Source organism: Pseudoalteromonas sp. TAE56 (genome assembly GCF_000497955.1).
Classification (GTDB): domain Bacteria; phylum Pseudomonadota; class Gammaproteobacteria; order Enterobacterales; family Alteromonadaceae; genus Pseudoalteromonas.
This window is the reverse complement of the sequence record NZ_AUTN01000066.1, coordinates 48,252-61,134: the sequence shown is the minus strand read 5'-3', so window position 1 is coordinate 61,134 and position 12,883 is coordinate 48,252. Positions and strand designations below refer to the sequence as shown.

The 12,883-nt window shown below is 39.0% G+C and carries 11 protein-coding genes; 3 read left to right on the top strand and 8 right to left on the bottom strand.

Features of this window, described 5'->3' with window-relative positions; genetic code table 11:
• Positions 1–23: 23 nt before the first annotated feature.
• Together L656_RS0104710 and L656_RS0104705 are read left to right on the top strand one after the other, a co-directional pair.
• Entirely contained in the window at positions 24–1,307 is a 1,284-nt protein-coding gene (locus tag L656_RS0104710) for a YeaH/YhbH family protein (RefSeq protein ID WP_007375849.1), read from the top strand.
• A 19-nt stretch (positions 1,308–1,326) separates the two neighbouring features.
• Positions 1,327–2,841 carry a SpoVR family protein gene (locus L656_RS0104705; RefSeq protein ID WP_024598338.1) on the top strand — a complete coding sequence of 505 codons (1,515 nt, stop codon included), beginning with the start codon at positions 1,327–1,329 and terminating at the stop codon, positions 2,839–2,841.
• A gap of 98 nt (positions 2,842–2,939) precedes the next feature.
• Here the strand turns inward: L656_RS0104705 and L656_RS0104700 are convergent, their stop codons facing one another.
• Both L656_RS0104700 and L656_RS0104695 read right to left on the bottom strand, forming a co-directional pair.
• A complete protein-coding gene (locus L656_RS0104700) occupies positions 2,940–3,911 on the bottom strand; it encodes a sensor domain-containing diguanylate cyclase (RefSeq protein WP_024592692.1) in 972 nt (323 codons plus the stop codon).
• 3 nt (positions 3,912–3,914) lie between these two features.
• Complete coding sequence (locus tag L656_RS0104695; RefSeq protein WP_007584074.1) at positions 3,915–4,919, bottom strand: response regulator; 1,005 nt, start codon at positions 4,917–4,919, stop codon at positions 3,915–3,917.
• Between the two features lie 233 nt (positions 4,920–5,152).
• Here L656_RS0104695 and tpx point away from each other — a divergent pair, with 233 nt between their 5' ends.
• On the top strand, positions 5,153–5,734 hold the full coding sequence (gene tpx, locus L656_RS0104690; protein ID WP_024598337.1) for a thiol peroxidase: 582 nt from the start codon (positions 5,153–5,155) through the stop codon (positions 5,732–5,734).
• 88 nt (positions 5,735–5,822) lie between these two features.
• Here the strand turns inward: tpx and adk are convergent, their stop codons facing one another.
• The 6 genes from adk to L656_RS0104660 form a co-directional block, all read right to left on the bottom strand.
• The gene (gene adk, locus L656_RS0104685; RefSeq protein ID WP_010553395.1) at positions 5,823–6,467 is read right to left on the bottom strand and encodes an adenylate kinase; all 645 of its coding nucleotides are present in this window, start codon (positions 6,465–6,467) and stop codon (positions 5,823–5,825) included.
• Positions 6,468–6,655: 188 nt separating this feature from the next.
• Positions 6,656–8,569, bottom strand: a complete 1,914-nt coding sequence (gene htpG, locus L656_RS0104680) for a molecular chaperone HtpG (RefSeq protein WP_024592695.1) — start codon at positions 8,567–8,569, stop codon at positions 6,656–6,658.
• Between the two features lie 118 nt (positions 8,570–8,687).
• Complete coding sequence (locus tag L656_RS0104675) at positions 8,688–9,425, bottom strand: RluA family pseudouridine synthase (protein WP_024598336.1); 738 nt, start codon at positions 9,423–9,425, stop codon at positions 8,688–8,690.
• A 4-nt stretch (positions 9,426–9,429) separates the two neighbouring features.
• Positions 9,430–11,331 carry an MFS transporter gene (locus L656_RS0104670; RefSeq protein ID WP_024598335.1) on the bottom strand — a complete coding sequence of 634 codons (1,902 nt, stop codon included), beginning with the start codon at positions 11,329–11,331 and terminating at the stop codon, positions 9,430–9,432.
• Between the two features lie 562 nt (positions 11,332–11,893).
• Positions 11,894–12,502 carry a recombination mediator RecR gene (gene recR / locus L656_RS0104665; protein WP_008165968.1) on the bottom strand — a complete coding sequence of 203 codons (609 nt, stop codon included), beginning with the start codon at positions 12,500–12,502 and terminating at the stop codon, positions 11,894–11,896.
• 7 nt (positions 12,503–12,509) lie between these two features.
• A complete protein-coding gene (locus L656_RS0104660; RefSeq protein ID WP_002962306.1) occupies positions 12,510–12,836 on the bottom strand; it encodes a YbaB/EbfC family nucleoid-associated protein in 327 nt (108 codons plus the stop codon).
• Positions 12,837–12,883: the final 47 nt, after the last annotated feature.

Genomic DNA, 12,883 nt, shown 5'->3' with positions numbered 1-12,883 from the left:
GTCGTAGTATATAGGAGGTCAATATGGCGCATTTTATAGATAGGCGTTTAAACGGAAAAAATAAAAGTACGCTTAATCGCCAGCGCTTTATTAGGCGCTATAAAAAACAAATTAAAGAAGCGGTTTCAGATGCGATTAACAAACGCAGCGTTACCGATTCAAGCTCTGGTGAGAGTATTTCTATTCCACAACGCGATATCAGCGAACCTACATTTCATCAAGGGCAAGGCGGGAATAGAGAACAAATTCACCCTGGTAACGATCAGTTTTCTACAGGTGATAAAATTGAGCGCCCTAAAGGCGGACAAGGCGGTGGTGCCGGTGAAGGTGACGCCAGCGATTCGGGCGAGGGACAAGATGAGTTTGTATTTTCAATATCAAAAGATGAATACCTTGATTTACTATTTGAAGATCTAGAACTTCCTAACTTACAAGAAAACCAACTTGATAAGTTAGTGCAAATGAAAACCCATCGCGCAGGATTTTGTAGCGACGGCATGCCAAGTAATATTGACATTGTACGCTCTCTTCAAGGCTCGCTTGCACGGCGTGTTGCCATGAGTGCAGGTAAAAAACGCCGTTTAAAAGAGCTCGAAGAACAACTTGCTCTGCTGCTTGCTGGTCCACATAACGATAAAGCGGCAATTGCTTTATTACAAAAAGAAATTGCAGCATTAAAAGTGCAAATTAAGTCGGTTCCGTTTATTGATAACTACGATTTACGTTTTCGTAATTACGAAAAGCGCCCTCACCCCACCAGCAAAGCCGTGATGTTTTGTATTATGGATGTGTCAGGCTCAATGGATCAGCCAACAAAAGACATGGCAAAGCGTTTTTATATTTTGCTCTATCAATTTTTAACGCGCAGTTATAAAGACATAGAAGTTGTTTATATTCGCCACCACACACAAGCTAAAGAAGTAGACGAACAAGAGTTTTTTTACTCTCAAGAAACTGGTGGCACTATTGTTTCGAGCGCACTTAAATTAATGAACGAAATAATAAAAGAGCGTTATCACGCAAACGAGTGGAATGTATACGCCGCACAAGCCTCTGATGGCGATAACTGGGCGGACGACACCCCGCAGTGTGGTGAAATATTACGTAATAAGCTCTTAAGCGCAGTACGCTATTTTGCTTATATTGAAATAACCACTCGTGCTCATCAAAGCCTATGGCGCGAATATGAATCTATAACACACAGCCATAATAATTTCGCTATACAGCATATCCAAAGCGTTGAAGATATTTACCCAATTTTTAGGGAGCTATTTAAAAAAGGTCGTCAACAGCAAAACTCTGCATAGCCTAAAGCGAGGTAACATTATGAATGATAAACGATTGAGTGATGGCCCAGATTGGACCTTTGATTTATTAGATGAGTACCAAGGTGAAATTGCCCGTGTTGCAGCTCACTACAGGTTAGACACCTACCCTAATCAAATTGAAGTGATAACCGCAGAGCAAATGATGGATGCTTATTCAAGCGTTGGTATGCCTATTGGCTACAGTCATTGGTCGTACGGTAAAAAGTTCATTCAAACAGAGCAAAATTATAAGCGCGGACAAATGGGGCTCGCTTACGAAATAGTGATAAATTCAGACCCTTGTATTGCGTACTTAATGGAAGAAAATACCCTACCTATGCAAGCGCTTGTAATGGCACATGCATGTTACGGACATAACTCATTTTTTAAAGGTAACTACTTATTTAAAACCTGGACCGATGCTGGCTCAATTATTGATTACTTGGTATTTGCTAAAAACTACATAAGTCGCTGTGAAGAAAAGCACGGTATTACACAAGTAGAAGCCCTACTCGACTCATGTCATGCATTAATGAATTACGGAGTCGATCGCTACAAACGTCCACAACAAATATCGTTATTTGAAGAACAAAAACGTCAACAAGAGCGTGAAGACTACCTTCAATCGCAAGTAAATGAATTATGGCGGACTATTCCTGAGCAACAGCAAGAAACCAAAAAGAAAGTACGCCATTTTCCTTCTGAACCCCAAGAAAATATTTTGTATTTTATTGAAAAAAATGCCCCATTACTCGACTCTTGGCAACGTGAAGTGATACGTATTGTTCGTAAAATTTCGCAATACTTTTACCCACAAAAACAAACTCAAGTAATGAATGAAGGTTGGGCAACTTTTTGGCATTACACCATCCTTAATCACTTATATGATGAGGGAAAACTCACCGACTCGTTTATGTTAGAATTTTTACAAAGCCACACCAACGTAGTTTATCAGCCACCTTATAACAGTAAGTATTATTCAGGCATTAACCCATATGCTTTAGGCTTTAATATGATGGTTGATATTCGCAGAATATGTGAGCACCCAACTGAAGAAGATAAACGCTGGTTTCCTGAATATGCAGGCAGTAATTGGCTAGATACACTGCATTTTGCAATGGAAAACTTTAAAGATGAGAGTTTTATTAGCCAGTTTTTATCGCCTAAGTTAATTCGTGATTTTAAATTATTTACTATTATTGATCATACTAATAATCCCCATTTAGAAATTGGCGCAATACATAACGGCAATGGTTATAAAGCAGTAAGAGAAGCGCTCTCAGCGCAGTACAACTTGAGTAATCATGAGCCCAACATTCAAGTATATGACGTTGATATTAGAGGTGACCGTTCACTAACCCTACGCTATGTACCTCATAACTACATTCCTTTAGCAAACTCGCACGAGGAAGTACTTAAGCATCTTTACAGATTATGGGGCTTTAAAGTAAAACTAGAGCAAGAGTCAAATTCTGGTGAGGTTTCAATGATTGGTCAATGCCCAATAGATGACTCTCGACACACAACACAATAATGAAGAGCAATAAAATTTCATACTGATTGGGTTTGCTCAGCAGGTTATAAAAAACACGGTATTATTTAACCCTAAATTCTGGATATAAAAAATGACGCTCAAGCGTCATTTTTTATATCTTCGTAGGCTATTACTTTATTTCGCCCTGTATTTTTAGATTGGTACAGTGCTTTATCTGCAGCCTCTATCCAGCGCTCATGATTTTTAAAATCATTACTGCTACCAGCCAGCCCTATACTTACCGTCATTGTTATTTCAAAGTGTTTATACTTCACAGGGTTAGTTTCAATCAATACCCTTAAACGCTCAGCAAATACAAAAGCGCCTTCTTTATCTGTATCAAGTAATGTTACTGCAAACTCTTCACCGCCATAACGCCCTGCAACATCAGTTTCGCGCAGCGTCGTACGTAGTAAGTTAGATAAATGACGAAGCGATTCATCACCACAGCTATGGCCATATTCATCATTTATTTTTTTAAAGTGGTCAATATCAAACATTAATAATGTACTACAGCCACCACTTCGCTTAACTCTTAAAAACTCTTGGCGTAGCGTACCTTCCCAATGTCCACGGTTTGCAAGCTGCGTTAAGCTATCTGTTTGACTTACTTGTTCTAATTTTTTGTTTAACTCTTCAAGCTCTTTTTTATTTACCGCGACATCCGTTACATCATACAAAATAATACAAATATGGCTAACTTCGCCCATCGTATTTGTAAGAGGGATAAATGTCGCATTTTGATACATGTAATCAGCTTTACCAGTAATAGGTCGATAATTTTTAAACCTAAAAATGTATGGCTGCTGCTCCCAAATCGTAAAAGAGCGGTTTTTTAAAACAAAAACCGATTCTGATTTACTTCTAAACCATTTTTCGTCTATTGCTGGAAATAAATCAAATAGGTCTTTATCTTTTACTGCGCTTGGTAGAAGCCCTGAATGGTTTTCCATAAAACCATTCCATACACACACCTTATAATCTCTATCAAGTACTACAAGGCCTACATCAACGGTATTAAACATATCCATAAGCCAATGGATCTCATTCATTTCTAAATCTGCAGCCATAACTTAATCTTCTAATAGGTAAGCAACTTTATACTTCAAAGTTTTAAGTGAATCTTCAGTAAATAACAGCATGAGGTCGCAATTTATATCATGGTTTTCAATACCGTAACTAATCTCTATAGCAAGGGTGCGTTGCCAACGTGACTTGTTTGATTTAACCAGCTCAGACACATCTCTGTGTTGGCCAAGTACTATTGGGTGCCCTTGGCTAAATGACATATCGAGCTGTTTTGAAAGACCCGTTAAAATAGCGCCTATCAAAATATTACTAATATCCATAAGCAGCTCAAGTTCAATTTTATCGTTTAACTCGCCGTCATAATTCATCAAAGAAGCTATTTCTTTAAAGCTTGAATCATTTAAAAGTAATAACGCCTCGCCCGAAATGCCACCACCAATAAAGCCCTGACACACACCCGATGTAGCTGCATTATTATCTATAGACTGCAGCGCCATATCGAGTTCATTAACTTCCAAAATATTCACATTAGGAATTGGTAGCTCTACAAACACATTAAGAAGGCGTGCAAGTAAATCCCCAGCCTGTCCCATAGCAACGTTAGTGAGCTCTTGGTATATATCCCGAACATCAGGGTCGACTTGCTCTCCTAGCGAATGAGAGAGACGCTCACGCATGGCTTTATCTTTAATCCCATGGTGTTCAATTATGCTGGCTAGTTTTTCGGGGGAACATGGTTTTTGAATGAAATCGATAGCACCAAGTTCAAGCACTCTTTGATGTGCACTTGGCTGTATATCACCAGAGACAACAACAGTGAGTATGTTTAGCCCCTGTTCTTTCATAGCGATTAATACTTCATACCCATCCATTTCAGGCATGTTTAAATCGAGAAAAAGTATTTCTGGTTCAATTAACTTTATTTGCTTTATGCAATCAACGCCGTCGAGTGCAAATTCAACTTTAATATCCCAATCTTCAGGTAATGAACGAGCTAGCTGACGCCTAGCTAATTTTGAGTCATCACATATTAGTACCGATGTTGACATATTATCTCTCTGTTTCTAAACCAGTAATGAGCATTAAAATCATTTTATGATGGTTTTTATTTTTATTATTGAAGATATATTTTGTAACTTCATGTTAATCAAAGTTTAGCACAGTTACAATTTTTATATTGCAGAACTAATCCCAACTTCATTAGGGCGGTATAATCTCTTGGTTACTATAGCGCAGTATAATACACTGACGCCCATTGCGTTAATTTAAAAGGAAATACCTTATGTTACGTTCACTTACCTTTGCTTTGAGCGCATTTTGCTCTGTGGCTATTGCAGCAGATTACCCAGAAAACACGCTAGACATAGGAAAAGTATCTGCACAAGGCAAACCAGTCACTTTATTAGGCAAAGGGATCTCTGTTGGAGATAGCGCGCCAAATTTCAAAGTAGTTGATGACAACTTCATCCCTGTAACGCTTGAGGATTACAAAGGCCAAGCTGTATTGATAAGTGTAGTGCCAAGTCTTGATACAGGTATTTGTAGCCTGCAAACTAAGCATTTTAATGAAAAAGTAGCCTCGCAATTTCCAAGTGTTGTAATGCTAACAATTAGTGCTGATTTACCATTTGCTCAAAAGCGTTTTTGCAAAGCTGAAAATATTGATAAAATCACTACGTTATCAGATTCTGTTTGGCGCGATTTTGGCCAAAAATACGGATTAATTATTAAAGATATGGGCTTATTAACGCGAACTGTATTTATTTTAGATGAAAGCCATAACGTCATTTATAAACAATTAGTTAGTAGCCTTTCAACTGAACCAGAATACAACAGCGTAATTGAGAAACTTAAAACGTTGTAAAGCCGATTAAATAGCACTGATTAAGCAATGCTAAACAGCCTTAAAACAAAAAACCGCCAATTGGCGGTTTTTTAATGTGCTTTTATAATTAACCTAAAAGCTCACCAAGTTGTGAACTTACAGCTTCAACAGCTTGTGTACCATCTAGTTTGTGGTATTGAGTATTACCAGCAGCAGCTTCTGCTTGGTAGTAATCAACTAATGGCATAGTTTGCTCGTGATAAATACCTAAACGTTTACGTACTGTTTCTTCAGTATCATCAGCGCGAACAATTAAGTCTTCCCCAGTTTCGTTGTCTTTACCTTCCACTTTTGGTGGATTATATACAATATGGTAAACACGACCAGAACCAGGATGAACGCGACGTCCGCCCATACGTTCAACAATCACTTCGTCAGCCACGTCAAATTCAATAACGTGATCAACCACTACGCCATTTTCTTTCATCGCATCAGCTTGAGGAATTGTGCGTGGGAAGCCATCAAGTAAAAAACCTTTCTCACAATCAGCTTTAGTAATACGCTCTTTTACTAAACCAATAATAATATCGTCAGAAATTAGTTGACCAGCATCCATTACTTTTTTTGCTTCTAAGCCTAATGGCGTGCCCTCTTTAATTGCTGCACGTAACATGTCGCCAGTAGAAATTTGTGGAATACCGTATTTGTCCATTAAAAACTGAGCTTGAGTACCTTTACCTGCACCCGGCGCGCCCAAAAGAATAATGCGCATATTATTGTCCCCTAGTATGGATATTTATTTTAAAGCCTGAATTCTTCCACAAGCGCCGCCGATACTCAAGCAACTTATACTAATTGATGAGTTGTTGATGTATTTACAGCGCATTAAAAAAGGGAACATACGTTCCCTTTTATTTAAAGTATATAATTTATACTTTTATTAACTAAATAGTTAACTGACTACTTGCTTAGTTCAAGCATTAGTTTGTTTAGGCGAGTAACAAATCCTGTTGGATCTTTAAGTGTACCGCGCTCTGCAAGTAATGCTTGGTCTAATAAAACATGTGACCACTGTGAAAATTTATCTTCATCTTGTTCGTCATTCAAATGCTTAACAAGTTGATGCTCTGGGTTTAGCTCAAACACAGGCTTTGCTTCAGGGGCTGCTTGACCAACAGATTCCATTAGCTTTTGCATTTGTGAGCTCATGTCGTTGTCGTCGCTTACAACACATGCTGGAGAATCTGTTAAGCGGTGCGTAAAGCGCACTTCTTTAACGTCATCACCTAGTGCTGTTTTAATACGCTCAACAAGGCCTGCCATTTCTTTTTCAGACTCTTCTTGTGCTTTTTTAGTTTCTTCGTCGTCCAGCTTACCTAAATCTAAATCACCACGTGTGATTGACTGTAGTTGCTTATCAGCAAATTCAGTTAAGTGGCTCATCATCCACTCGTCAACACGGTCACTTAGTAACAATACTTCAATCCCTTTTTTGCGGAAAATCTCTAAATGAGGTGAATTTTTCGCAGAAGTAAATGTATCAGCTACTACATAGTAAATTTTGTCTTGGTCTTCGTTCATGCGCTCAACATATTGCTCAAGCGACACATCTTGCGTTTCTGAATCAGTATGAGTAGACGAAAAACGTAGTAGCTTACATACAGCTTCTTTATTTGCCGCATCTTCAGCTGGGCCTTCTTTCATTACTTGGCCAAACTCATTCCAAAATACTTGGTAATCGTCAGCTTTGTTTTTAGCCATACGCTCAAGCATTTTAATAATGCGCGATGTACACCCTTTACGAATAGCTTGCGTTACTTTGTTGTCTTGTAGAATTTCACGAGATACGTTTAGAGGTAAATCGTTTGAATCTAGTAAACCTTTCACAAAACGAAGGTAGCTTGGCATGAACTGCTCAGCATCATCCATTACAAATACACGTTGTACGTAAAGCTTTAAGCCACTTTGACGTTCACGGTTCCATAAATCGAAAGGTGCTTTTTTAGGGATGTATAAAAGGCTCGTGTATTCAGTTTTACCTTCAACCTTATTATGTGCCCAGCTAAGTGGATCTTCCCAGTCGTGGCTTACGTGCTTGTAAAACTCTTTGTATTCTTCATCAGAAAGCTCTGACTTATCACGCGTCCACAATGCAGTTGCACGGTTAATGCTTTCCCACTCACCTGGTACTGCTGGAATTTTTTCGCCGTCTTCGCCTTCAGACTCTGGTACTTCTGCTTTAAACATTTGTACCGGTGTTGAAATATGGTCTGAGTATTTAGTAACAATGCCGCGCAGGCGGTAATCGTCAGCAAATTCTTTTTCTTCATCACGAAGATGTAAAATAATGTCGGTACCACGGCCTTCTTTTTCAATTTCTTGAAGCGTGTATTCGCCTTCACCTTGAGATTCCCACTCGTAAGCAGTTGTTTCACCCGCTTTACGTGTACGAACAGTTACTAAATCGGCAACAATAAATGCTGAGTAAAAACCAACACCAAATTGACCAATTAACTGTGAATCTTTACTTTGATCACCCGTTAAGTTTTTGAAAAATTCAGCAGTACCCGACTTTGCAATAGTACCCAATGAGCTAATTACTTCATCACGTGTCATACCAATACCATTATCAGAAATGGTAATTGTATTTGCTTCTTTATCTGCGCTAATACGAACACGTAAATCGGCATCACCTTGGTAAAGGTCGCCTTGAGATAGCGCTAAAAAGCGTAACTTGTCTGCTGCATCTGATGCGTTTGACACAAGTTCGCGTAAAAATATTTCTTTATTAGAATAAAGAGAATGAATCATTAAGTTTAATAATTGTTTTACTTCTGTTTGAAAGCCTAATGTTTCTTTTTGTGCTGCAGTCATTTATATATCTCCAATTTGCAAAGTGTCTGCGTTATGCACTTAATATGGGGTGAGGTGTTAGAACTTCAAGGGAAAAATCAAAAAAAGGTGAAACGAAAAAATAGAATATCTCGTTTATCTAAAATGGGTGCGGACAATTAATATGAATCTTTTCACCTGTTGTTGGATGTTCAAAATATAAATCGCTGGCATGTAATTGTAAGCGTCCTGCCATGTACTCACTTTGTGCACTTTTATATAAATCACAGCCTAAAATTGGATGCCCTATAAACTGGCTGTGTATTCGTAATTGATGGGTACGTCCGGTAACGGGCGTAAATTGCACTAAGGTTCTGCACGGCTGTTTAAGCCGCTCAAGCACACTGTATTCACTCACCGCTACTTTGCCCATCGTTTGGCAAATTTTAACTCGCGGAAAAAGCAGTTTATCTTTTGCTATTGGCGCAGTAATTGACCCCACATCAACAGCTAAGCACCCTTCAAGCATCGCTACATAACGCTTTTGAATAGTGCGCGCCTGAAACTGTTTATTAAGATGCTTTGATGCTTTGGCGTTTAATCCAACAATCATAATGCCCGATGTACCCAAATCTAATCGATGCGGTAACTTTGCCTCAGCAAATGCGGCTGTTAACTCTTTTTGACCATGTACTAAACGGTAATGTACTGAGTCCCAGTTAAGGGGGTTTTTACCAGACAAACTTAATAACCCACTGGGTTTATTGATCAATAAAATATCGTCATCTTGATATAATATTTCAATAAACCCGTCGCATTTAGGCGCTACAAAGTCATCAACTATAATGTGTGGTGCTGAAGGTGTTTGCGATGTTGAGTTAGCCATTAAGTTAATCATTAAATTAGTCACTATCTTTTGAATGAAGTGCTTTTAAAGCCAATACTTGCTCACGTAAATCGTCTGCTACTACTTTGTCAGCAGCAATCGGGGTGCCTACTGCAACCGACACCAAAGACCATTTTAATCGTGGTAGTTGCCACTTAGCTTTTCGGCTAAACATACTTCCCCACAAGCCCCCTAAATGCACAGGAATAACGTGCACAGGTGAGCGCTCAATAATGCGCTCGATTCCACGGCGAAAAATATCGATAGAGCCGTCACTGGTTAGTTTTCCTTCAGGGAAAATACCAACAAGTTCGCCTTTATTAAGCGCAGCAGCCACTTCGTCAAACGCTTTTTTAAACGCTTCTGGATTGGTTTTTTCACTGTTAATGGGAATAGCTTTGGCCATTTTAAATAACCAATGTAGGGCTGACGAATAATAAATAGGGGCAAATACCATAAATCGGATAGGCCTTGGTGATGCTGCTAAAATAAACATCCAATCGACAAAGCTCACGTGATTACACACTATAACGGCAGCGCCTTCATCTGGAATATTACTTTCACCTTTTGTACGCACTCTGTACATACAAATAGCTAAAATATATATAATAAATCGTAAAAAGAACTCTGGTACTTTGGTATAAATATAAACAGATATAAGCAAGTTTAGCCCAGCAAGTAACAGTAGCAACTCTGAAATACTCCACTGAAAAACAGACAACGTTACAATACTTAAAACAGCACTGCCCACCATAAACAGTGCATTTAATACATTGTTAGCCGCTATAACTCGTGAGCGACTCGACTCTTCAGTACGCTGTTGAATAAGCGCATACAGCGGTACAGTGTAAAAACCAGAGCCAATACCAATGCCTGCCATCCATACAAAATGCCACAACATGTCGCCTGTTTTTAATAACTGCTCAAGCGTCAATAATTCAAGGTTTTGAGGTAAATAAGAGCTAATAGCGCTCTCTTGGCTCAGTAAGTATAAAAACAAGGTAATTAAAATAGCGCCAAAAGGCACAATTCCTAATTCTATTCGAGAGCGAGAAAGCTTTTCACATAATAACGAACCAATAGCAATACTTAGTGAAAACACAACAAGCGCGCTAGTTACAACCAGTTCATCGCCGCCCATTGTGTGTTTTACATAATTTGGTAGGGACGTTAAAATAATTGCGCCAATTAACCAAAACCAACTGATCCCGAGGACTGATTTACCAACCGATTCTGTTTGCGAATTAAGTGCTGAAAATACGTTTTTCGTGGATGAAAATATATTATAGGTAAATTTTAAGTTAGGCTCGTTTGCCTCACTAATGGGTATAAAGCGACTGCTCACATAACCCATAACAGCCAGTACTAATACGGCAATACTTATAAGCGTAGGCCCTACTGATTGAGTAATATAATAGGTGCCAAAAATTGTACCAATTAATATTGCTACAAACGTGCCTGATTCAACCAAGCCATTCGCTTTTGTTAATTCGTTAGGGGCTACGTGCTGCGGTAAAATAGTGTATTTTAATGGACCAAAAAACGTACTTTGTACGCCCATTAAAAATACGGTGGCTAACATCAGCCAAACATACTGCGTTAAAATAGAGACAGCCCCTACAACCATAATAGGGATTTCACATAGCTTTACGATTCTGATTAGTTTGGATTTTTCTGTTTTTTCAGCTAGCTGCCCCGCCATCCCTGAAAATAAAAAGAAAGGTAGGATAAATAACCCAGCAGCAATATTTGAATAAAGTGCGCCATCAGCAAGCGTTGCAGCCTGGAATATCAATAAAATAAGCACTGATTGCTTATACACGTTATCGTTTATCGCTGAGAAAAACTGCGTAATAAAAAGCGGTAAAAAACGCTTACTACCCAGTAATGTACCTTGGTAGGGTTGATTATCTTTCATTGTATTCCTTACTAATTAGAGACATAGCCCAAAAATATATTATACCAATTTGTTTAATTAAATGATCTATTTTGAGGGCGAAAAAACGTGTTGATAGCTAGGCAACAAATTCGCTATTTAGTTGTTCTAAATGGGAATTTTTTAACGCAGGTAGCGACACGTTTAGCCCCGTAAAATGATTAAGTATTATTGCGGATTGGTATTTGATTGTTTCTAAGCTTACCTTAAAAACAAAAAAGCCTACATGATTTAATCATGCAGGCCTTTATAATATCTTTTCAAATAGTAACTTAGAGCTAGGGCCTGCTGACCTTTCGTGGTTGAATTTGCAGCAGTATGTTTGGTTTTTAGGCAAGGCAGAGCTTGTGTAGTGTGGTTATTCCCCATAAATAGGCGATAACGCAGCATAAATACCAAACATGCGCTGCCCTTTGGGTTCTTTCTAGGGACGATTAACTCTTTGTTGCTCGATTTTTACTTAGCCCACTAGGTTACAAACCTCGCGCCGCGATTAAACCGCCCCTAGATTGAACAAATTTCAACCCGCAAAGTTCAACACGCCCTAGTCTTGTGTAACTAAACGCCTGCCGCTAAAAGCATGCATAAGCGTTCTACCATCTACTAAATCAAGCTCGCCCCCCACAGGAATACCGTGAGCGATACGCGAAGCACCTACTTTATATTTATGACAAAGCTGAGCAATATAATGAGCTGTAGTATCGCCTTCAACGGTAGGGTTAGTCGCTAAAATAACCTCATTAATACCGCCTTGAGCAAGTTTTTGCTCTAAAACGTCTAAGCCAATTTCTTTAGGGCCGATACCGTCAATTGGCGATAAATGACCCATTAAAACAAAGTATAGCCCTAAATACTGACCTGTTTGCTCAATGGCAAGCACATCAGTAGGCGATTCAACAACACATAATATGCCGCTGTCTTGGCGTTTTGTACTTAAACAAATATCGCACTGAGCTTGTTCGCAAAAAGTACGACAAGACTGACAATGCCCTATGGCTGTCATTGCTTTAGTCAATGCATTGCCCAGCTGAGTGCCTCCTTTTCGGTCGCGCTCAAGCAAGTGAAAAGCAATACGTTGCGCTGACTTTGGACCAATGCCCGGTTGACAGCGCAGTGCTTCTATAAGCTGATTTAAACTATCTGAAAGTTGCATTATTTACTTAAAACGGCATTTTCATACCTGGTGGTAATTGCATACCGCCAGTTACTTTACCCATGCGCTCTTGTGTTTCTTCAGCAACACGGCGTACAGCATCGTTACATGCTGCTGCAAGTAAGTCTTCAATCATGTCTTTGTCGTCTTCCATAAGGCTTTCATCAAGCTGAACACGACGTACATTGTGGTTACCAAGCATGGTTACTTTCACTAAACCGGCACCGGCTTCGCCAACAACTTCTAATGTTGCGATTTCGTCTTGGGCTTTTTGCATGCGATCTTGCATTTGCTGCGCTTGCTTCATCATGTTGCCCATTCCACCTTTAAACATAACTTTCTCTCTTTCTTTTAATACATTAATTAACATGAACATAAGGG